General features: G+C 44.0%; 19 protein-coding genes. 10 read left to right on the top strand and 9 right to left on the bottom strand.

Translation table 11 applies throughout. The annotated features are described in order from the left end of the window. Window positions 1-58: 58 nt before the first annotated feature. Window positions 59-2,251 carry a metallopeptidase family protein gene (locus DOE51_RS10570; RefSeq protein WP_142696529.1) on the top strand — a complete coding sequence of 731 codons (2,193 nt, stop codon included), beginning with the start codon at window positions 59-61 and terminating at the stop codon, window positions 2,249-2,251. Continuing rightward, window positions 2,220-4,184 carry an adenylate cyclase gene (locus DOE51_RS10565; RefSeq protein ID WP_246845032.1) on the top strand — a complete coding sequence of 655 codons (1,965 nt, stop codon included), beginning with the start codon at window positions 2,220-2,222 and terminating at the stop codon, window positions 4,182-4,184. Before DOE51_RS10570 ends, DOE51_RS10565 begins: the two co-directional genes overlap by 32 nt. Before the next feature lie 7 nt (window positions 4,185-4,191). On the opposite strand, the gene DOE51_RS10560 is transcribed toward DOE51_RS10565, so the two are convergent. Next, window positions 4,192-5,079, bottom strand: a complete 888-nt coding sequence (locus tag DOE51_RS10560) for a 3'-5' exonuclease (protein ID WP_142696528.1) — start codon at window positions 5,077-5,079, stop codon at window positions 4,192-4,194. 115 nt (window positions 5,080-5,194) lie between these two features. Between DOE51_RS10560 and DOE51_RS10555 the strand changes: the two genes are divergently transcribed. Next, window positions 5,195-7,351, top strand: a complete 2,157-nt coding sequence (locus DOE51_RS10555) for an FUSC family protein (RefSeq protein WP_142696527.1) — start codon at window positions 5,195-5,197, stop codon at window positions 7,349-7,351. A gap of 8 nt (window positions 7,352-7,359) precedes the next feature. On the opposite strand, the gene DOE51_RS10550 is transcribed toward DOE51_RS10555, so the two are convergent. From DOE51_RS10550 to DOE51_RS10530, 5 genes are read right to left on the bottom strand one after another with little or no spacing between them, the layout of a single operon-like run. Next, on the bottom strand, window positions 7,360-8,277 hold the full coding sequence (locus DOE51_RS10550) for a hypothetical protein (protein WP_142696526.1): 918 nt from the start codon (window positions 8,275-8,277) through the stop codon (window positions 7,360-7,362). Next, on the bottom strand, window positions 8,270-9,646 hold the full coding sequence (locus DOE51_RS10545; protein ID WP_142696525.1) for an ABC transporter permease: 1,377 nt from the start codon (window positions 9,644-9,646) through the stop codon (window positions 8,270-8,272). The genes DOE51_RS10550 and DOE51_RS10545 overlap by 8 nt, the downstream gene beginning before the upstream one ends. Further along, window positions 9,646-10,944: a UDP-N-acetylmuramoyl-tripeptide--D-alanyl-D-alanine ligase gene (locus tag DOE51_RS10540; RefSeq protein ID WP_142696524.1), complete on the bottom strand. Its 1,299-nt coding sequence runs from the start codon at window positions 10,942-10,944 to the stop codon at window positions 9,646-9,648. The genes DOE51_RS10545 and DOE51_RS10540 overlap by 1 nt, the downstream gene beginning before the upstream one ends. 4 nt (window positions 10,945-10,948) lie before the next feature. Next, the gene (locus DOE51_RS10535; RefSeq protein ID WP_142696523.1) at window positions 10,949-12,052 is read right to left on the bottom strand and encodes a glutamate-cysteine ligase family protein; all 1,104 of its coding nucleotides are present in this window, start codon (window positions 12,050-12,052) and stop codon (window positions 10,949-10,951) included. A gap of 9 nt (window positions 12,053-12,061) precedes the next feature. Beyond that, window positions 12,062-12,559: a PepSY-associated TM helix domain-containing protein gene (locus tag DOE51_RS10530; RefSeq protein WP_142696522.1), complete on the bottom strand. Its 498-nt coding sequence runs from the start codon at window positions 12,557-12,559 to the stop codon at window positions 12,062-12,064. A 226-nt stretch (window positions 12,560-12,785) separates the two neighbouring features. Between DOE51_RS10530 and DOE51_RS10525 the strand changes: the two genes are divergently transcribed. The 6 genes from DOE51_RS10525 to DOE51_RS10505 all read left to right on the top strand — a co-directional run bounded on the left by DOE51_RS10525 (window position 12,786) and on the right by DOE51_RS10505 (window position 18,270). Next, window positions 12,786-15,119, top strand: coding sequence for a PAS domain S-box protein (locus tag DOE51_RS10525; RefSeq protein WP_142696521.1), 2,334 nt, complete (start codon window positions 12,786-12,788; stop codon window positions 15,117-15,119). A gap of 15 nt (window positions 15,120-15,134) precedes the next feature. Then, complete coding sequence (locus tag DOE51_RS10520; protein WP_246845031.1) at window positions 15,135-16,796, top strand: hypothetical protein; 1,662 nt, start codon at window positions 15,135-15,137, stop codon at window positions 16,794-16,796. 21 nt (window positions 16,797-16,817) lie between these two features. Further along, window positions 16,818-17,330: a ribonuclease H gene (locus DOE51_RS10515; RefSeq protein WP_142696520.1), complete on the top strand. Its 513-nt coding sequence runs from the start codon at window positions 16,818-16,820 to the stop codon at window positions 17,328-17,330. A 121-nt stretch (window positions 17,331-17,451) separates the two neighbouring features. Further along, complete coding sequence (locus DOE51_RS19185; RefSeq protein ID WP_168196426.1) at window positions 17,452-17,622, top strand: hypothetical protein; 171 nt, start codon at window positions 17,452-17,454, stop codon at window positions 17,620-17,622. A gap of 8 nt (window positions 17,623-17,630) precedes the next feature. Then, window positions 17,631-17,870 (top strand): hypothetical protein, encoded by a 240-nt coding sequence (locus DOE51_RS10510; RefSeq protein ID WP_142696519.1) that lies wholly within the window; start codon window positions 17,631-17,633, stop codon window positions 17,868-17,870. Beyond that, window positions 17,860-18,270, top strand: coding sequence for a bis(5'-nucleosyl)-tetraphosphatase (locus tag DOE51_RS10505; protein ID WP_142698255.1), 411 nt, complete (start codon window positions 17,860-17,862; stop codon window positions 18,268-18,270). The genes DOE51_RS10510 and DOE51_RS10505 overlap by 11 nt, the downstream gene beginning before the upstream one ends. Here the strand turns inward: DOE51_RS10505 and DOE51_RS10500 are convergent. After that, window positions 18,267-19,301 (bottom strand): SDR family oxidoreductase, encoded by a 1,035-nt coding sequence (locus DOE51_RS10500; protein ID WP_210415520.1) that lies wholly within the window; start codon window positions 19,299-19,301, stop codon window positions 18,267-18,269. The two genes, DOE51_RS10505 and DOE51_RS10500, sit on opposite strands and share 4 nt — an antisense overlap. A gap of 10 nt (window positions 19,302-19,311) precedes the next feature. Next, the gene (locus DOE51_RS10495; RefSeq protein ID WP_142696518.1) at window positions 19,312-19,845 is read right to left on the bottom strand and encodes a hemerythrin domain-containing protein; all 534 of its coding nucleotides are present in this window, start codon (window positions 19,843-19,845) and stop codon (window positions 19,312-19,314) included. A gap of 153 nt (window positions 19,846-19,998) precedes the next feature. Here DOE51_RS10495 and DOE51_RS10490 point away from each other — a divergent pair, with 153 nt between their 5' ends. Beyond that, window positions 19,999-20,199: a hypothetical protein gene (locus DOE51_RS10490; protein WP_142696517.1), complete on the top strand. Its 201-nt coding sequence runs from the start codon at window positions 19,999-20,001 to the stop codon at window positions 20,197-20,199. Window positions 20,200-20,256: 57 nt separating this feature from the next. Here the strand turns inward: DOE51_RS10490 and DOE51_RS10485 are convergent, their stop codons facing one another. After that, entirely contained in the window at window positions 20,257-20,865 is a 609-nt protein-coding gene (locus tag DOE51_RS10485; RefSeq protein ID WP_168196425.1) for a hypothetical protein, read from the bottom strand. Between the last annotated feature and the right edge of the window lie 39 nt (window positions 20,866-20,904).

Here is a 20,904-nt window from a genome sequence, read left to right as displayed (position 1 = left end):
TCAACAAATACGTAAATGTTTAAATTTCCACAGTCTTTCTGCCGAAAAAGACTGTGGAATGAAACTCATCGTCGCGGCTATTTTTGCATGGACAACATTGTTCGGAGCGCTACCAGCTTCGAAAGCTGTCGCGTCTTCTTTCAACCCTGATCTTGTTTTGTTGAATCCCGCGGGAACATCAGTCGGCCAATATCTTTTGTCATACAAGGATTACCAGGATTTGCGCATCGACGTTGATAAAAACGGTAGCGTTGATATGTGGGTCTTGCGTAAAGGTTCACTTGAAATTCGTTTACGTTATTTGAATGATCAAGTTTCCTATATTCACTTTATAAAACATAAAGACGGCCGTGTTGCCGAAGCTTTGTATCGACCTGTTGGTAACAAGTTTACCCTGGTGAAAGCAGTTCAAAGAAAAGCTAGGGTTATAAATGGTGACTCGTCAGCGGCTTGCGCTGCCGATAAAGTTAAAGTGATAAATGAAGAAATAAAAAAGTTTTCCGAAACACTTTCAGCTGACGTAAAAGCTTCAAACTTTGAAAGTTACCTATCAGACACGTGTTTGGAGAGTGAGACGACATTCCCAATGCTTAAAGACGCCTTGATGGATAAAAACGATCTTAAGTTTGCAGATTGTATTGCGAGTGAAAAAGTGAACAAATCTGCACAGGCTAACAATTTCCAAGTCGATGAGACTTCACTTTCTTTATATAGTGCCCAACTGAAATTGGATCTTTTGAAGATCGTCGGTGAAAAGGCAAAAGAGCCACTGTTCACTTGTGAAGATGTTAAACCCTCCGATGCTGGAGATAAATCAAAGCCGATCCCTGTAAAAGGAAGTTATACTGAGGGAAAAGATATTAAAATTTCGATGCCCTCTTCTGATGCGAGCGCAAGCGATGTAAGACATGTGGTATTGCACGAGCTAGTGCATAGAGCGGGCCTTCAGGATGACAGACTCACGGAATTGATATTGAAAGAGTGTTCGAACGCAGGTGTTCAAAAAGACGAAACTGCGAATAGTCGTGGGCAGGAAAATAAGGGAATGTGGTCAGATAAACACTCTGTCAGCCATATTGCTAGCGAGGTTGGATCGGCACCAATAAAAAAAGGCGAAATGGGGCGATTGCCTGCAAGTGTCGTTGCGACGCCGATGAATGGTTCGATCGCGCTTCCTGATGATGTTATGGCGACGTTTAATGAGCTTAGCAATCAACCTGTAAGCGCGCCATCTGATATTGCTTCTGCTAAACCGATTGCGACTGGTAAACAATTAGCCGCAACTAAAGTTGATAAATCTCCAGAAGGTTTGACTGCTGCCGTGAAGGATAGTGCCAGTGCAAGTGCTCCGGTATTCCGTATGGCCAATGAAGTAATGGGTGCGGTGAGCACACCAGCTCTTGCGGAAACGAAGGACTCTTCATCCGGCTCCTATGTTTCTTCGGGCTCATCTGGAGGATCAGGTTCATCAGGTGGTGCATCCGATGTTGCGGTGGGCTCTTTGAATGCAGGGACAGCAACGGCAAAATCAGTTGCTGAATACACGAAATACCGTGAACAAGATGGTGTGAAATCAAATTCACGGTCTCCAGCTTCAACTTCCGTTGTGGCTTCGGGCGAAGCTCCAAACTTCAAAGTTCAATCTCGTAATACATTAAAGTCAGATGAAAGAATCGTTGAGCAAGTGGACCTGAACGGCAGTTATTCAATGGCGTCTGGTTCGGGCTCATCATCGTCTTCATCAGGTATCTCAGCTTCCGATACGGCATCTTTTGCAAAAGCAGATGCATCAAGAACGGCTAAAGCGGCAACAGCGGCAACTCGTGGTGCAAGTTCCTCAGCTCCAAGTTACTCAGGGAAGGCGGGAGGTTCAGCCGCGTCCCTTGGGGGCGGTGGTGGTGGCGGTTCATCAGGCGCATCAGCCGGTGGAGCATCCGCTCTTGCAGCAGATGATGAGTTAACGATTAAACCGGGGAATAATAAAGCAGCTTCGCCAAGTCGTGCTCCGGCAGCGATTGATTCTGCATCTGCAAAGGTGCAATCAGCGAATTCTTCTCGAGAAGAGGTTGTTACGTTCTTTGCGCGTGGCGATTATTCGACGACGAAATCTAAACTTAAAGATAACAACTTTGTAAATTCGCTTAAGACCAACAAAGTAACAATCATTGATTTGTACGGAAATTCTTACGGGGCTGATCGCGGCGACGTGGTTTTCTTGGATGAAGGGAATCGCTTTGTTCGCCAAAAATAAACGCAATAAATCAATGGTACTTCTTATTGTCGCAAGCTTCTGGTTGGGCTATGTCGGTTTAACTCTGGGGCAGTTCTATTATAATGTCGCACGCATGACGGATGATATTATTGCCGAACGCCATTCACAGATGGTGTATGCTGAAGACAATCAGATTCCAGCATTGATCTCTGATAATATTAATTTAGTAGATACAAATCTGCACAAAGCACACGACTTAGGGTTGATTCATTTCTATATTCTCCAAAAAGGCAGCGAGCCCGTTGCGTATTACAACGGTGGTGAAGGCCCTGAAGCATTGAACTATGACTATCAGACTTTTAACTCTGTGTTAGCAAGCGGCAATCTGGCATATAGAACGATCAAGATCATGGATTATCGCTTAACGGTCGGTATTCATCAAAATCGTCATCAAATCATCTTGCAGAATCTTAAATACATGAAAGGCCCCATTCTTCGTGACCTTGCGATGGTGACGGCATTTCTTTCGCTTGTCGTGTATTTCTTCTTGAAAGACATCATCGATCTTAGTCGCATTCTTTCATCGAAAGATCGTAACAAGATGGCAAATGTTCGTTCGCTTTCAAAAGAAGGACAAACACTTTTGCAAGCGGCTCGTTCTTACGAGAGTACTCAAAAAACATTGGAATACGAAAATAAAGTTTATACTGAAACGTTAACGCCCGCGATTGTGCACGAAATGAAGTCGGGTAAAAAAGCGCCATACTCGTTCCAGACGTCACTTATTCGTGTCGATCTAAACGGATTTACGCAAATCTTCTTAGATAAAAAAGACGAATATGTGACAGAGATGATGCACAACTATTTCGTTCGCGCGCGCGAGGTGATTGAACGTTATAACGGTTTAATCTATCAATACGTCGGCGATGAAATCGTTTTCCATATCAAAGAAGAAAAAGTAAATTCGCAGGCCATGGCGCTTGCGTGTTTAAGAAACATCTTCGAAGTTGCACAAGAAATTGAAGATAACTTGCCTGAAGGGGCGGATCACTACTTTAAAGTAAAGGGTTGCTTCGTTCTTGGTAAGATTCGTTTCGTACCGCAAGATTCAGGATTTTCATTATCGGGCTTGCCGCTTATCGAATCTGCGCGTTTGCTGAGTGTCGTAGAGGATAAAAAGAAAAGCTCCGTGACTTTCTATAGCGATATGGCTTCTCAGGTAGAAAATCTTTGCCATATCAGTGAAACAAAAGAAGCTGTGTTAAAAGGCTTTTCTGACAGAGCAAGCCTTTCTAAAGCGACGGAGTTCGCAAGCGTAAAAGAGGTATTAGCGCAAGGCCGTCTGGCTGACGTCACGTACTTCCGAGGCGATTCCGATCTCATTCAAATCTACGAATACCTTCATCAGGTGCTTGCCGTGGGGGACGAAGATATTTTCTTTAAAGTCTTTGCAGAACTAAAACACATCAAAGTTCGTCAAACGAAACAAGAGCAAGTAAATGCCTTTGTGAGTTTGTTTAAAGAAGCCCATAAATGGAATGAAGCTGGGAATGTCAGCGATAAAGTCCTGGCTTCGGTGATTTCGTTGTCGTCAAATTTAGTCCCAGTCAGTCAGGTCGAAAATTCATTGCTTGAGTTATTAACTCAATGTCTTGAACACAAAGATCCAAGAACTCAAGCGAACGCAATCATCGTGTTGGGTGACTTGGCTCAAGACATTACGTTCTTAAGAAAATACATCTACGTGAAGCACAATCGAGTGTCGGCGGATGCATTATTGGTGTCAGGTAAAAAACAATTCGATAAAGAGTTGGCTGAAAAGCTAGATGAGTTTTTAGAATCTAAAAACCCGCTTTTCAAAGCGAGTGGTCAATTCGTGGTGAAGCACCTAGCGGATCACTACAAGAACACCGACCCAGTGTTCTTTGAAACAAATCAACATCTGAAAACGTTATTAAAAAAGGCCTCATAGGCCTTTTTTAATTTTTAAATCCATCAGCTAAGGCGATATCGCGGGTGATGCCGCCGAATGGGCCGATATACACGATCTCTTCAAGCCAATTGATTTCAGAAGGGACGTCGTCTTTAAAAATCGTTTTTGACCAGAAGCGATTTGTATTATCCCAACTGTAGCCACGACTTTTTAAATGTTCTTTTGAATCAAATGGTGCCGCACTTGCAATCACTTGAGTCATCAAACGTTTTGCATTTGAAGTAAGCTCCGCAAGATAGGGTTTGTTCGTTGCTGGATCTGTATGACTTAGCAAGTAAAGTAAAGCATCAACGTCATTGATCGCACGATGTGAATCCGTAAAGAAACCATGGTAGATATTTAAAAGTTCTAACTTCGAACTGAAGAAGCCTTTGACACTCCAGTCGATTTGCTTCACTGAACACGCCCAGATTTTTTCTTTTGAAATATTAGCTTTACGATCAATGAATGGACGATCGAAGCGAGCATTATGGGCGATAACCAGAACGCACTCATGCAAAAGTTTGCCAACTTCATCCCAGTCGATTTTTTTGCCTGCAAGCATCTCATCTGTGATGCCAGTCAAAGCAATGATTTCTGGCGACAACGGGCGACCCGGATCTTGAAATTCTGAATAAGATTTTCCAAGACCTAAAACTTCGCCGGTATTTTTATTAAATTTAAATTGGCGCAGACCAATTTCGATGACTTGATCGTTTGCATGGTTAAGGCCCGTTGTTTCAACGTCTAATACGGCTCCCATGCGCACTAAATCGGCATTCTGTTCAAGCCATGCAGGAGTCGCGTATTCTGGAATCGCCAATTGACAATCTTCCAGGCGACGCAATGTCACTGTTTTTCCATCTTCTGATTTACCGATCCAACGAAAGGCCATGTTAAACTCCTCGGGATATAATTTACGACTTATTCTTGTCTTTCTCCAGTGAAAATGAATTGAAGGCCGTGTCAAAGTCATTCCTTTCCGAACCTACTGGGAGTACGATTCAGTAATGGCACGAAGTACTGGAATCTGGTCGCAATTAATCACTTTTGAACCTAATAAAATGGAGCCGTGGGTCGCATTTAGAGCGGCACTCGGAATGGCTCTTGCTGTCGGTATTGGGTTCATGATGAACTCGCCCGCCGTTGGTCTTTCTATTGCCATCGGTGCGTTGAACGTTTGCTATTCTGATAAATCAGACGCGTACATTGACCGCGCAAAAAGAATGATCGCAGCATCAGTGCTGTCGGCAGTATTCGTGTTTCTGGCAGCGTGGTCGGCTAATGAGCCTGTTTTGGTTTTTGTGTTATTAACGTGCATTGCATTTTTCTCTGGCATGTTGGTGGTGCTTGATACGGTGATTGCTGATCTAAGTGTGATCTGTCTTGCGACGTTTTTGATTTTTTCGGCGCAAGCTTTGGATGCTGGTTCCGCTTTGCATTTAAGTTTGTTTGCGTTCATCGGTGGCTTGCTGCAAGCGGTGATCGGCATCGGTCTTTGGCCATGGAGACGTTATCGCCCGGCACGTCGGGCTTTAAGCGCATTCTTTCAAGACATCGCACGACTGACTTCAACTTCCGGAACGGCAGAGCAGGCCCCGCAGGCAACGCATTTGAGTATCGAAGCACAGAATGCTTTAAAAGATCTTGCTGGCGATTCAAGGGCAGATGCACGACGATATCGATCTTTATTGGCGCAAGCAGAACGTTTGCGTTTGACGATCCTATCTTTGTTAAGACTGCGCAAACGTTTAAGTCGTGAAATTGATCAACATTTTAGTGTCAGTCTATTAGACGATATTCTGAAATCAACCGCGAAAGTTTTAGATTCCGTCGGAGAAGTCATTCAGACGTCGCAATCTATTGGCGTGGCACCCCCAATAATCGTACAAATTGAAAACCAAATTACGCAGATTAAAAATCAACGCTCTGAAAATGAGTCGGCATTTCTAAATGCTGTCTTAAATGATCTAACCTATCAGATGGATATGTTAGCAGGACAGCTTCGTGCGGTAGCAGATCTTTCACTGCGCACAACGGCAGTGGGTATTCAGAAAGCAGAGCAGATCGAAGCTTCAAAACCCATCAAGATGCGTTTTCGCGGAAGTCTTGCGACACTGCGTGCGAATCTAACTTTTAAATCTCCTGGTTTCCGTCATGCTGTGCGCTTGTCTTTGTGTATTGCGATTGGCGAGATTCTTTCTAAGTCTTTAAATCTGCATCGCGCGTATTGGGTGCCAATGACAATCGCGATTGTGTTGAAGCCTGATTACGCGGCAACATTTAATCGCGGTATGCTGCGGGTGTTGGGAACTTTAGCTGGACTGGTGATTGCTACTGTCTTGTTTCATATTTTCCCAGAAACACAAACGGCGGAATTTATTCTTATCGTCTTATTTACTTTCCTAATGCGGTGGGTGGGATCAGCGAACTATGGCATCTTTGCGATGTGTGTGGGGGCTTTGGTTGTGGTGTTGATCGCTCTTACGGGTGTTTCCCCTAAAGAAGTGATCTGGGCCCGTGGACTCAATACGTTCATGGGTGGTGCGATCGCATTGATTGTTTATTTGTTATGGCCCACTTCAGAAAAGTTGCAACTTAGCGAAGTCATAGCACGTATGCTTGAAACGTATCTTGAATATTTCAAAGCGGTAGTTGCCGTGATCAAGGGTCACTCGGGTTATTCCGATCAAGATATGGATCGCATTCGTCAGACCTCGCGTGTGGCGCGCACAAGCTTTCAAGCTGCCTCAGGTCGTTATACGCTCGAGCGCGGGGCTAATTTTGAAGATCTTAAAGTGATCAGTGCGATTACGGTAGCTTCGAATCGTTTTGCGCACTCGATGATGTCGATGGAGGCGGGTTCTTCGCAAAGACTTTCTGACAATCAGAAAGAAGCCTTTAAGGAATTTGCGGCACAAATCGAAAAAACAGTGACGTTGTTAGTTGAATGTCTGCGTGGCAAAGATATTCCGCAGAATGAATTTCCGGATGTTCGCCAAGCTTATGTGAAACTTGTCGAGTCGCGCGAAAAAGAAGGTGAGCAATTCAGCGTTATCTTTGAAGAGGCCGATCGCATGGCTAACAGCCTTATCACATTGACCGAACACGTTCGTAAACGTTTGGTCGAAAACAAAATCAATAATCGTAAAGAAGTGCCGGTCTAAAATACGGACTAGAAGACTGAAAAAATCGTATTCACATTCATCGTAACGCCAGACCACGCAAGGTGCTGTGGATAGAATGTGAAATACGGATTTAGATAAGTGTCACGATTGATGGCCCAGCCTAAACCCAGGCGCTGATTCACAGATTTATTTAATAAGGCATATTGATCGCTGCGACCGCGTGGATTCCACAATGAAATATTCGATGACGTAACGACACTTAACTTGTCAGAGAAGTTGTATTTTACATTCGGATTAAATTCGAAGCTATAACGGGCGGCCTTGCCATCTTTTTTGATGTATTCACGTTCATACATGAAATACCCAACGGCCATATCAACACCAACAGCAAAGGCACTGGCACCTAGATCATAGACGATCGAATGATTATCCAAAAGCATTCCGTATTGGCCGACATTTTTAAACTCTGGGACCGTACGCAAAACAAACCCCGGCGAGTTCTTCATTTGCATGTCCCACACACGCGTCGAGTAGTCATAAGTCAGCGAAGGATTGCTGACATCAAAGCGCTCCATCCCGTGAAAAGGATGAATGGCTTTTAAACCCGTCGAAAGACCCACTGTGCTTTTTGAATTGATACGATAGCGTAAGCCCATGCTGCCACCGATAGCCGTTTGAAAACTTCCAATGCTGCCATCAGGATTCGGCTGATCTTTTTCAGACATATCCGCTAACGTCGGTCCCGTATAACTAAGATTAAACTTCAAGCTATAACGAGACAGTGAACCACCGTCGGCTTTCAACTTTGCGTCGGTGATATCAGAGTTATCTTGAAAGGTTTTATTACGAAGAGAGTCTACTAAAACCGATTCGTTCACCGTTTGTGACGACACCGCAGTTTGTGAAGTTTGCGCAAAAGCGGAAGAAGCAGCTAAAAAAATGGCAGCAATAATAAATCTATTCATAAGCAAGACCTTCCGGTTTCAGCAAGGCCACGCGCGAACCAAAGCGGCGAAGTTGCTCTTGGTTATGAGTAATCATAACCAGTCTGTGATTGTTCTCACGAATCCAATTGTTCAGATACGCTTCTAATAAGCGCGTACGCTCTGGATCAAGGGAAGAACTTGGTTCATCCAGAAATAGAATTTGAGGATTCAACTGAAGACTACGCACCAAATGCACAAGTTGAGCTTCGCCACCTGAAAGCGTCGTAGCATTTTTTGCTAAGATCGAATCGTTAAGACCAAATTCGCGCAAAAGATGTTTGGCCTTTTCTAAATCAAAAGCCTGGTTTTTATGAGAATGAAATGAATAAGGATAACGAAGATTTTCTTCGACAGTTCCCGGAATGAAGTGCGCCTTTTGATGGATGTAGTGAATCACTTCTGAAGAATCTTGAAACATAATGTTTGTTTTGTTTTTCTGTTCTTCGCGAATCTCTGAAAGATCAAGGCCTGTCATGGATTTCAATAAACGACTTTTTCCTGAACCAGAAGGTCCGCTTAAAATTAATTTCTCTTGAGGTGGTTGCAGGAACGACCACGTCGGAACGTGTGCAGTTAGCCACTTCGGCATAAAGAAATAGTGATTCATGAAAAGCGCAATCAAAGTGCCGACCATTGAAGTCAGTAGGATCAAGAACATCACTAGAATCTGAAAACGCGCCGCTGTGAGTGGATCCACGCCACCGATAAGCTGACCCGCCATAACACCGGGAAGGCTGACTAAGCCGACAATCGTCATACCGTTAATAGTGGGTGTTAGCGAAGTGCGCAGCAGGTCACGATAAACACGGTGAGCGGCTTCAAAGTGATTTGCACCAAGTGATTTAAAAGTTTCAATTTCAAGAATATTTTCTGCGCGCACACGTTCTAAATTGACGAGTGCCAAGGAAATCGCCGAAAGCGCATTCCCCATCAAGACACCCATATAGGGCACGAAGAATGAAGCTTGCTGTAAGGCGATTTGATGAAAGAAGACTTCAAGGCTTAAATACCCAAGCGGCCACGCACTTCCAAGAAGTGCCACGAACGCGACACCGTACATTTTAAGCGATTTGTGTTTAAGGCGCGACACCACCGCTTGCGCTGCAACCAAAGTCATAAATAGCAGCACTAAAACATTGAGCAGCGCAGATTCGCCTTTTAAAATCCATCGTAAGACAAAGCCAACGGCAATTAATTGAATCGTCGTGCGCAGTCCCGCAATAAAAAAATCTTTTTCAAGATCGAACTTTAGAAATTTAGAAATAGAAATCGCAATCAGAATTAAAACTGACGCCATTGCGATTTGTAAATTGCCAAAATCCTGAGCGTAAAGAGAACTCGCCGTCATCAGTCCTCCTGAAAGATCTTATGCAGTTGAATTGATTTAGAACCCTTAAAGAAGGCCATGTCAAAGTGTGACTGCATTTCCTTTAAAGTTGAACGAGCTTCCTGAGCATCAGCAAATTTGAAAGTTTGAAATGAAGAATTCAAACCCTGGACAATGGCTTGAGCCTCCGTACCCACGGTTGCAACCCTCACAGGGGACCCATGAAACAACGACGTAATCTCGCGGCCAATCTTAATGTGTTCTTCTTCGCAGGATAAGCCTAGCTCAAGCATTGAACCTAGAACCAATAAAGTCCTTTTGCCTTGAGCGAGCTTTGCGAATTCCTGCAAACCTAAGAGCATACTTTCAGGACTCGCATTGAATGCATCATCAATTGCGTAAGTGCCGTTCCAATCAAAAGCCTGAAAACGACGAGCGACACCTTTAAACGAAGCTAAACCTTCGTGAATTTTTGCAACAGGGATATCCAAAGCGACAGCAATACCAACAGCGGCTGCCACATTCAGTTCTTTCGCGGAAGCTGAAAACGGGCAGTGAAGTGTGCGAACTTGTCCTGCAATTTTCAAAATAACTTCTGAAGCGGAACGGGAAGGTAAAATTTGAATTTCACTTTCTGTAACATAACCGAATGTGATGACACGTTTCCCTGTGGAACGCGCTTTTTCTAAAATCATCGCATCTTCATAAGGAACAATAAGCGTGCGTGCCGAAGCGGCATCAAGACCCGACATTTTTTCTTGTGCTAATTTTTCTTTAGAACCAAATTCGCCGACATGGGCTGTGCCGATGTTTAGCAATGCCACCACAGAAGGTTGCAGATAACTTAAAGGGATCGCGAAATCACCAACACGACGAGCGCCCATTTCAAATCCCGCAATCGCGCATGTGTTTGGCAGACGTAAAATCTGATTCGCCAACGCAATTTTCGTATTCAAGTTAGCAGGACTGATAAATGAAGTCTGCGGATGTGATGCCTGAAGAATTGCGCCCAGAAGTTCTTTAACGCTGGTTTTGCCATTGCTGCCAGTAATAACGGCAACTTGTGCTTGGAGTGAGGGACGATGTTGAATGGCGAGGTTAAAAAGATATTTACGCAGATCAGGAACTGAAAAATGCGGAACATCGAAGGACGCGATCTTTTCATTTTCTTGATAAGTAAAACCGATCGCGCCTTTTTTAACGGCCTCTGCGATCAAAGAGTGTTGATTCACTTCTTTGATCGTCATTGGCAAAAACCAATCCCCGGCTTGGATCTTCGAGACATCAGTCTGAATGATTGCAAACGGAGGATTCATCATAGATTTAAACCTTGAAGTGACTGCGTGCTTTCAACACTTCTTTCAAAGATTGCGTCTTTTGGAACATCTCAATCATATCGTCGGCTGGAGTTTTTCCAGAGATCACACGTTTTTTAAATACTTCCAACGCTTTTGCATCAAAGCCCCACTCTTTCAAAACCGCAGGCGCTTTTTCAAGAAGTTCTGTCGCGCGAGCAGACATGTCTTCAGCTTGCAAGCCATGACGAGCCACTTGGCCCAAGTCATAGATGCGAGTTTGCTTAGAAGCTCGGCCCATCAAGCTTTCATCAAGCACAAGAGCTAAGAATGAAAGGAATTGCGCTTCAATTTCTTCGATTGAGTTTGGCATATCAAAGACTTTGAATTCGTAACGGTTTTTTTCCGTTGGATGGAATTCAATCGGAGGCGCGATGTAAGAGCGTTTGTGCATACGGAAGCTTTTGCCGAAACCTTCACGAAGAGGCCACAAGCTGCCATCAACAAACGGAGATGCCGTGCTGAGTGCAGACAATGCTGGACCGTAATAGTTGATTTTTGCTTCAAGCTCATCGTCGTTAACCAGAGCTGCTAGATTTTCTGGAAGGCTGACGTTGATGTCTGGACCAAACGTTGTCATCACTTCCATAGACCATTGCCAATAGTCGTGACGGCGTTTGTTTTGTGGTCCCGAGAATTTTGAATGAATCGGGTGATGAGACAAGCATACAAGATCGTAGTTGTTCTCGTTCATTTTAGCGCGCAGGCGTGAATACAAAGTTTTGTGAACTTCTAATACGTGCTCAAGGCTGTCGCAAACAGGCGTTCTGATTTCTACACCTTTAGGTAAAATTTCTTTTGCGGCGAAATCCATGTCAGGCAAGTGGTAACCTTCAACAACGAAAGGCATGAGTTTCGTTTGTGGAGGCTCAAGATCCAAACCGTCGCAAGAAGGAATGCCTTCCAAAGAAACGCTTTCGAAAATCGCGTTCAGCGTTTCGAATGTCAAATCATGATGCCATAGTGGAGTGAAGTCGTCTTTTTTAACGACAAGGTATTCGGACTCAAGACCGAAACGGAAACCTTTTGCGAAATTCTTTTTTTCCTCTGTGGAAAACTGCGAAAATTTCATAAGTAATCCTTAAGCCTTTTTTCTTCGTGCGAGATAAGGTTGAACAAAAATAATAATACCTGAAACTAATAGGAAGAATACGCCCACAGCGCTGGGCAAGAACAAGCCATAACGAACCACGGGGCCGAAATAAGCGCCTTCATGAAGGGCTGTTAGGAATGAAGCGCGGCGAATACCTTTACCAGTGACTTGGCCTGTCACTCCGTCGATTTGAATTTCCCATTGAGTGTTCTTAGCGCGCAAGCGGATGTTACCAACGGCGGGTCTAATATCGATTTGCGAAACATCTTTCCAGGATTGAATTTGGGCTTCCGGTACAGAACGAGCGGCTTCAAGAATTTGTTCGAAGCTGACGGAAAGAGCCGATTTAACTGGAGCATATTCTGGTTGAACCCAGCTATTGAAACCACGTGTGGCGAGCGTAATGCCAGTCACCAAGGTGATCAGAAACGGTAAAGCAATAACGATTGAGACCCAACGGTGATATTTGCGCATGATTCGAAACATAGGGCATCTATATACGCCAGGTGTTCCATCTAGGAAAGCAAAGCCACTTTATAGGGAAATAATGAAAATCAAGTGAGGTTTAAAGCCGATATATTGCTCTATAAAGCCGGTAATTTTCATTTGTTCAGCTGCAAAGGGTCTGTGAACAGTTCTCAGATACTAACAAAGTACAAATGGCTGCCCTGGACAGAAGCGATATCATGGATATTAGAGGTTAGAACTTCGAATGAAAAGATACATGTTTGGGCCCAAAAAGCATTTCGTTAAAGACGTCCTTGCGGTCGTTATTTCAGTCGGGGTGGCATTTGCTATTCGCGCGATATTTAGTGAAGCGTTCCATGAAGGTTTACCATTTATCTTCTTTCTTTTGGCGATCATGTTTTGCGGATGGTTTGGTGGGTTCTGGCCCGGATTCGCGGCGACCGTCGCCTCCACGCTTTTAAGTCATTATTTCTTTTTGTCGCCCGTTCATTCTTGGAAAATGGCCAATGATGAAGGTCAGTTGATACAGCTTGCAATTTTCTTTTTGGCAGGCGTTCTAATTTCATTGGGTTGCGAGAGATTTCGTAAAGAAGTCCGTCTTAAGAATATTTCCGATCTCAATTCGATGCGACTTTTGAAGCGATCTGAAAGCAATGAGGATTTATTAAATAATATTATCGATGCGTTGCCATCTCTTATCGCCAGTGTTTCCGCTGATGGAAGGTATGAGATGGTCAATCAAAGTTATGCCGATTGGTATGGGCGTGATCGCTACGATATCGTTGGCAAAAGATGGATAGATGTCATTCCGGCTGACCGATATGAACAAAACCGATCTTATTTCGAACAAGCCTTCGCTGGTGTAGGTGCAAGTTTTGATACTCAAGTTTTAGATACACAGGGCATGCGCAGAGTTTTTCACTCCACTCTTATTCCAATGGGGAAACCACTCGAGCGTGTGCTTTTTGTATCGCAGGAGATTACGGATCGTATTCAGGCCTTAGAGACGGTGAAAAAGAGCGAGATGGAATTTCGCACCATCTTTGAACTTGCGGGCTCTGGAAAATTCGAATTCGATACATCCGATACTCATTTTCTTCGAGTGAATCGTAAATTTTGCGAGATCACGGGATATTCGAAGGAAGAATTGCTACAAATGCGTTTTTTCGATCTTGCGCCGGAAGAAGAACGGGAGGCGCGCTATCAAGAATATTTGGAAATTTTGAACAAGCCATCTTCAGATAATGCGTCTGAGAAAACTTACATTCGTAAAGATGGCAAAACCGTGTGGCTTGCGATCACTTCGGCGTTCATTCGCGATCCATCTGGAAAATCAATTCGCGCCATTGCGACAACTCAAGACATCACTTATAAAAAGAAATTCGAATTTGAGTTGATGGAGGCCAATCGCCGAACGGAAGAAGCGAATCGCGCAAAATCCGCATTCTTGGCCAACATGAGCCATGAAATTAGAACGCCCTTGGGAGCGATGTTAGGCTTTGCCCAGCTTTTATCAGAGGCAGAAAATCTTGATCCCGATCAGCGTAAACAAGTTCTGACAGTTTTGCGCAATGGTGAGCACTTGTACCGTCTTGTGAATGAACTCCTAGATATTTCCAAAATTGAAGCCAATAAAATGGAAATTGAAAGAATCGAGTTTGATCTTGAAGAAGTTCTGCGTGATGTGACATCGTTATTCGCATTAAAGGCCCAAGAAAAAGGTCTTGCCTTCGAGGTGCGCAGCGAAACGCCTCTGCCGTTAAGAGTTGTGAGTGACCCGACCAAAATGCGTCAGGTCGTCTCCAATATCATCGGCAATGCAATTAAATTTACCGAACGTGGTGATGTTATAATTCGTTGTGGGATGGTTGGTGATTTTCTGTTTGTACGTGTTGATGATACCGGGCCAGGTATCTCGACAGAAAATCAAGCAACCTTATTTCAACCTTTTGCGCAAGGTGATGTGGCGACGACGCGTAAACATGGTGGCACGGGTTTAGGGTTATATCTTTCAAAGAAAATGGCTCACGCCTTAGGCGGTGATGTAGTGCTTGAACGCTGTGATGAAGGCAAAGGTTGTACGTTTGCCTTGTCATTTCGTTTGGAAATTCCGGATCGCTCAAGGGTCTTTCATATCGATGCCGGAACTGAAGCTCATGTGGCGAAAGGCCAGGCTAAAAAAACGGTTTATGACAGAGTTGACGGAGCAAGAGTGTTAGTTGTCGATGACGTTGAAGACAATTTGCAGTTAGCGAAATTGTTCTTGTCCGCGTCAGGAGCTGTGGTGGAATGTGCTTTAGATGCTCGCGCTTGTTTTGAACTACTGAAGCAATATCAGTTCGATATTGTGTTGCTGGATATTCAAATGCCGAAGATCGATGGTTATGAGGCGGTTAAAATTATTCGCGAGCAGGGTTATAAAGTGCCAGTCATCGCGTTAACCGCGCACACGATGCTTGGCGAACGAGAACGATGTTTAGAAGCGGGCTTTGATGGTTATTTAGGAAAACCTATCAATCGCACGGCCCTGATTCAGACTGTAAAAGCATTTTCGCAAAGGACTTCCCAATCTTCTTAGCTGGAGGAGACAGAAGTGAAAACGATCTTAGTTTTTTTAGTGCTCATGCCTTATTTTGCAATTGCGCAAAACAATAATTCTTTGTGGAAAATAACCAAGCCCGCGTGGACCGAAGATGATGAAATTCGTTTTGGACAGTTTGTAACCAGTATTGGTCAGGCGGTCTCGGCTCGTAAATGTCGTCGCGTCGACACGTGTATTAAATCTGCTGCAAATCCATATCGTGATACCGATCCAGCTGATTTAAAACCAGAATCAGATTGTGCGGACTTTCCTTACTTTTTGCGTTCGTACTTTGCGTGGAAGAATGGCTTACCCATGTCCTTGGAAAGTATTGTAACTGCACGCCCTGTGCCTGGGAATAAAGGGGATCTTCGTTATACAACTTATGGAAATATTGTCCTTGCTCGCTACGATGTTTTATCAACAGCTTCAGTCTTCAACGATCAGTGGTTAGCATCAACTTATCCAAGTGCCGTGCAATTTTTGAATGAATCTTTGAAGAAGCTGACATGGTCAGCAGCCTATCGGATGATGGGATTAGAAGATGGCGATCTTTATACCGATTACTATCCAGCGAAGATTTCTCGCGATGCTGTTCGTCCTGGGACAGTGATTTATGATCCTAATGGCCATGTCACAATCATTTGGAAAATTGGTGACGATGGGCGAATTTATTATATCGACTCACATCCCGATAACACCGTCAGTAGTGGCATGTTTAATTCAAAATTCAGTCGTAGCATTCCGGATCAAGGCGCGGGATTTAAAAACTTTCGGCCCTTGATCTTGGCAGGCGCTACTAAAGACTCAAGTGGCGCCTACGTCGGCGGGAAAATCATCGGCGCAAAGAATGCGACCTTAGCATTATATGGGAAGGAACAATTTTATGGTACGAATCCTGATCCAAAGGGTGATTGGAAAAAAGGGAAATTTGTCTATAATGGCAACACCGTTTCTTATTACGATTACGTGCGCATGAAAATGGCCAAGGGTGCTTTAAAAATTAACCCTGAGACTGATATGAAAGCGGACGTCACTGATATTTGTGATAGTTTGCAGGATCGTGTGGAAGCCGTACAGGCCGGTATCGATGCAGGTATTCAAAACAAAGAACACCCAGAGCGATTGCCAGAAAATATTTACGGCACAACCGGCGAGTGGGAAAACTATGCCAGTCCCGCACGTGATGCGCGTTTAAAAATGGTTTTCATGGAGCTTTTGTATTCGGCGAAAAATTATATCGCTCGCTATAAGGCTAACGATCCCACGATCGTTTACAAAGGCAAAAATCTAGCGAAAGATTTGCTTTCGACTTATCAAACCGGAGTGAAAGCTTGTAAGTTTTCTTATGTAAACTCAGCAGGTGTCAGCGTGAATTTGGATATGGAAGAGCTACGCAAACGTTTGTTTTTGATTAGCTTTGATCCTTATCATTGCGTCGAGCTGCGTTGGGGAGCGTCAGAAAGTAAAGAGCTGTCCAGTTGTCACGATGATCCTGAAAAATTCCGCTGGTATCGCCAGGAACGTTGGCTTCGTTATCAGTGGGAACGTCAGTTTGAGTTCCGCATGGATTATTCGTTGGAAGAGCTCATTGGACCGTTGCCAGGCACCGGTATCGCAGAGCCACCCGATGTGGATATCGAAGCGTATCTGAATTCGGAAATTAAAAAATAACTTTGCAGAAGATCCTGTCCTATGAAAGTCTTAAAGGCAGGATCTATGCTTTTACCTTTCCTAAAATCTTTTTTTAATCGCATTTCAGCATTCTTCGCTTCACAAGACGCGATAGAAATCTATACCGACGGCAGCGAAAAAAATGGGCGCGGTTCGTGGGCTTATGTGATCGTGAAGAACGGACAGGTGGTTCATGAAGCCAGTGGTAAAGAGCGCAAGGTGACCAGTACTCAAATGGAGATGCGTGCTGCGATCGAAGCTTTGCAGTCTTTATCAGAACCCACTTCTTTGAAGCTTTTTTCTGACTCGCGTATTTTAATTGATACGATGACTTTGTGGCGTAACGACTGGAAACAAAATTCGTGGCTCAAGCCTTCAGGTGTGGCTATTCCCAATATTGGCTTGATTCAAAGTCTTGATTGTTTGGATGAAAAGCATCGCATCGAATGGGCCTGGGTGAAAGCGCACGCGGGAATTTCGTTTAATGAACGCTGTGATGAATTGTGCCGAATCGCAAGAGAATCTCTGGGATAACAACCTTGGCCTTATTTCTTGCAAGAGTTTATTAAAGGTGCGGTCTTCGGTCTGGTCTTTATCTCTGTCTAATCTGCTATCCTGAAGGCACTCGTATTAAGAGGAATGAAGGAGGTCTTTTATGTCTGGTCATCATAAAAATAAAGGCTTTAGTCAAACGAGCAAACGTTATGAAGGCTCGTTGAAGGCACAACGTAAAGCAAGTCATAATAAACAATTAGATCATTCTAGCGACGTTCATGAAGAAGAAGCTGGCCAAAGTTCATCTAATAAAAATACTGCGAATAAATAGAGGTGAGTATGGAGATTCAAAATATTTCCTCGAAGGATCCAATTGCTCATACTCAAAATATCGCAATGCACTTACATGCGTTGAAAGATCACTGCGAGGAAGATATTTCTAAAGTTGAAGATCCCAGCGCCAAGGCGTTGTTTCAAAGAGCCGCCCAAGTTCTAGGAACTTTGGAAAAAGACTTCCAAGAATTTAAACGCGGATCTTCCGATGACTTTGGTGAAGATGAAAACTCATATGAAGAGTAATGTGTTATCAGCAGGGGTGATTCCTTTTTTAAATGAAAAGCCCCTGCGTTTTTTATTGCTTCGCAGTTACAACTATTGGGATTTTCCAAAAGGCGAAGTAGAAGAAGGTGAAGATCCATTTCTGGCCGCGCAACGCGAGCTTAAAGAGGAAACCGGTCTTGAACCGTATAAATTTCCATTCAAAAAAGAATTCATCGAAACGGAGCCCTATGGCAAAGGCAAGGTCGCGCGTTATTACATCGCAGAGATGAATACTGACAAGGTCGTGCTTGGCATCAATGAAGAATTGGGGCGTCCCGAGCATCAGCAATACAAATGGATGACTTATGAAGAGGCGCTCGAGGTGACAGTGCCGCGGTTACAACGAGTATTGAAGTGGGTGAATGCGAAACTATCTTAGTGATGAATTTCGCCCTCATTGTTAAGTCGTGCCGCTTTTTCCGAGACACGTGTTAGGACTGATGGCGCAAGTGCCGTGTGCGCACTACGTCCTTCCACTTGTGTTTCACGATCTGCGGTGCCTTCTGGCAAAAAGCGATTTGCTAGGCCAATGATGTCTGAAAAGAACTCTGGAAAGTGCACATTAATTCTGTGTGCAAGTTTCGCGGTAAGAGAAATAGTCAGTTCTGCTTTACCCCAGCGCACAGCTTCGCGAATTTCTTTAGCAGACTTTTCAGCGTTTTGTGAAATAAGTGGTAACGAGTCCAAGATCGCAAAGATCGTATATTCTTTTGTTGCTTGACCTTTGAATTTCGCATGATCGATAGAGCCGGTTCTCATTAAATTCGGACAAACTGTTGTAACATAAATACCGTCTTTCATAAGTTCCGCGCGTAGCGATTGTGAATAGCCAGTTAAGGCGAATTTACCGGTACAATAGGCGGCAAGGTGAGGTACCGGAATAAGCCCGCCAATGGAGCTAATGTTCACAATACGCGATCCAGCGGTCATATGGGGTAGGCACGCCTCAACCATATGAAATGGCCCCCAGAAATGTGTATCGATGGATTCTTCAAAGTCTTTCGCTGTGGCATTTTCAATTGGCATTGAAGAGATGACGCCAGCGTTATTGATTAAAATATCAATGCTGCCGAAATCATGCAAAATATGCGAAACGGTATCGACCACTTGAGAATTGATTGTGCAGTCACAGGCGTAAGTATGGACTAACGTATCTGGACACTCAAATTGCAAAATATTTTTTGCGCGCAAGAGTTCCTCGGAATCGCGGGCAAGTAAGGCGATGGAAGCCCCGTCTTGCGCAAACTCCTTCGCCAGCAAAAGACCTAAACCGCGGGAACCCCCGGTGATCACGACGACGTTTCCTTCGAAATCAATGTATCGGCGGCTTTCTTTAAATTTGGTATAAATCATGGAACCTAAAAAACCTAAGCCTACGCCCATTAAAAATCTTTTTGCCAAAGTCTTCATGGTGTCTCCCTTAAAGTTGCGGTCCTTTCATTCCTCGAAATGAATCAGAGAATCGTGGTGGCATTAAATTCGCGACCATATCCCAAGTCGTGCCAATGATAGTTTGTTCTTGAATTTTTGGTTTTAGTTTTTCAAAGGCATTCGCCATCATCTGCGATTCTTCGTCAGAAAAGTTTTCACGAGCCAAGGCGAATAATTCGATTTCTTCCTCGTGAATGTGATGTTCAAGAGCTTCTTTCAGTTTCGCAGCCGTGGCTTTCCAATCCATATTGGTTTTACTTTGTAATTGCAGCATACGTAATAATGTTTCTGCTTCCATATGCTCTTTGTAGCCATGCAAAGCGCGATCTTTTAAGGATTTGATTGTGCGCAAGGAGTTGTAAAAAACAGATTCCTCAGCTCGTGAGTGTGGAACAAGTTCATCGCGAATTTGTTCCAATAAAAAATGGCGTGTCTGTTTATCTCCTTCAGGAAGACTGAGTAGATCAACGAAAAGCTGCTTTAATTTATCATGGTCTCGCTTTAACAGTTCGTATATTTCCATGATGAAATCCTCTCTGTGCTTTGTAATCAGAATCGAATCGTCTATGAATTTTCACAAGAGGGCTGACAAGAATACATGACTTGTGCAGGACTACGGGCGGGGTTGCATTCGAAAGGGACGGGTGTATTCTGATTCCATTCTAGGAGGTCGCTCATGAAACTGAGAACACTATTGCTTTTTGCAATCGCAGCAGCGGGGACCGCCTACGCTGTGAAAGCTCTTGCTAAAAATAAACGTGAACCGTTAAATTTAGGCCCGGTCGATCCGATTGATCAAGAGATCGACGATTCATTTCCGGCGAGTGATCCTCCGTCTTGGACTTCGGGAAGTCCTTCCTCTGATCAGCTTCATTAATGAAAAAAGGGGCTTCGTAAAGCCCCTTTTCTTTTTCACCAATTGGATTGTGGCCAACTAGTATTGAGACGGATTATTCCGAGAATATCTTTCTTCATCAAAATCTTCGTCTTCATAATCTTCGCGTGCGTGAAGACGACCTTCATCCATTTCAGAATCATAGTCTTCATCCCAACGATCAGAACGAGAAGACATTGGACGTCTGCCTGATTGTGATTGTTGCGATTGACTAGATTGACCTCTTCTTGAGCCGGAGCTCGAGCCTGAAGTCATTGAACGTTGAGAGCCACGACGAGAAGGAGAATAATTTTCCTCTTGATCGCGATCCGCATTCGCGTAACGACCTTGGCTGCCTAAATCATCATAGTCTTCATCCCAGTTTGTGTGGGATTGAGTGAATTGACGGCCGCCAGTGCTGCGACGTGGGATGTCTTCATCATAGTCACTGCTACGACCATATTCAGATGAGCGTGAGCTACGACCTTGATTTCTTGTGTTACTTGCAGAACGACCTTCATCATAATCTTGATCCCAACCCTGATTGCGACTGCCTGAATATTGTGTATTGTCGTCGTAGTCATTGTAACGATCACGAGATCCCATTTGTTGTTGCGAGTGACCTCTTTGACCACCGCCACGAGATTCGCTTTCATAATATGGGCTCATGCGATTGCTTCTATCCATGTCTTGATCTTGATTTCTTCT

Source organism: Bdellovibrio sp. NC01 (assembly GCF_006874625.1).
In the GTDB taxonomy this organism is placed as follows: domain Bacteria; phylum Bdellovibrionota; class Bdellovibrionia; order Bdellovibrionales; family Bdellovibrionaceae; genus Bdellovibrio.
Note: the sequence above shows the minus strand (reverse complement) of the source record. Positions and strands in the feature narration are given on the sequence as shown.

Excerpts from the sequence above, each read along its gene's own strand:
- DOE51_RS10570 (WP_142696529.1), top strand. The coding sequence starts at position 59 with ATGAAACTCATCGTCGCGGCTATTTTTGCATGGACAACATTGTTCGGA.
- DOE51_RS10565 (WP_246845032.1), top strand. The coding sequence starts at position 2,220 with ATGAAGGGAATCGCTTTGTTCGCCAAAAATAAACGCAATAAATCAATG.
- DOE51_RS10560 (WP_142696528.1), bottom strand. The coding sequence starts at position 5,079 with ATGGCCTTTCGTTGGATCGGTAAATCAGAAGATGGAAAAACAGTGACA.
- DOE51_RS10555 (WP_142696527.1), top strand. The coding sequence starts at position 5,195 with ATGGCACGAAGTACTGGAATCTGGTCGCAATTAATCACTTTTGAACCT.
- DOE51_RS10550 (WP_142696526.1), bottom strand. The coding sequence starts at position 8,277 with ATGAATAGATTTATTATTGCTGCCATTTTTTTAGCTGCTTCTTCCGCT.
- DOE51_RS10545 (WP_142696525.1), bottom strand. The coding sequence starts at position 9,646 with ATGACGGCGAGTTCTCTTTACGCTCAGGATTTTGGCAATTTACAAATC.
- DOE51_RS10540 (WP_142696524.1), bottom strand. The coding sequence starts at position 10,944 with ATGATGAATCCTCCGTTTGCAATCATTCAGACTGATGTCTCGAAGATC.
- DOE51_RS10535 (WP_142696523.1), bottom strand. The coding sequence starts at position 12,052 with ATGAAATTTTCGCAGTTTTCCACAGAGGAAAAAAAGAATTTCGCAAAA.
- DOE51_RS10530 (WP_142696522.1), bottom strand. The coding sequence starts at position 12,559 with ATGTTTCGAATCATGCGCAAATATCACCGTTGGGTCTCAATCGTTATT.
- DOE51_RS10525 (WP_142696521.1), top strand. The coding sequence starts at position 12,786 with ATGAAAAGATACATGTTTGGGCCCAAAAAGCATTTCGTTAAAGACGTC.
- DOE51_RS10515 (WP_142696520.1), top strand. The coding sequence starts at position 16,818 with ATGAAAGTCTTAAAGGCAGGATCTATGCTTTTACCTTTCCTAAAATCT.
- DOE51_RS19185 (WP_168196426.1), top strand. The coding sequence starts at position 17,452 with ATGTCTGGTCATCATAAAAATAAAGGCTTTAGTCAAACGAGCAAACGT.
- DOE51_RS10510 (WP_142696519.1), top strand. The coding sequence starts at position 17,631 with ATGGAGATTCAAAATATTTCCTCGAAGGATCCAATTGCTCATACTCAA.
- DOE51_RS10505 (WP_142698255.1), top strand. The coding sequence starts at position 17,860 with ATGAAGAGTAATGTGTTATCAGCAGGGGTGATTCCTTTTTTAAATGAA.
- DOE51_RS10500 (WP_210415520.1), bottom strand. The coding sequence starts at position 19,301 with ATGAAGACTTTGGCAAAAAGATTTTTAATGGGCGTAGGCTTAGGTTTT.
- DOE51_RS10495 (WP_142696518.1), bottom strand. The coding sequence starts at position 19,845 with ATGGAAATATACGAACTGTTAAAGCGAGACCATGATAAATTAAAGCAG.
- DOE51_RS10490 (WP_142696517.1), top strand. The coding sequence starts at position 19,999 with ATGAAACTGAGAACACTATTGCTTTTTGCAATCGCAGCAGCGGGGACC.
- DOE51_RS10485 (WP_168196425.1), bottom strand. The coding sequence starts at position 20,865 with ATGAGCCCATATTATGAAAGCGAATCTCGTGGCGGTGGTCAAAGAGGT.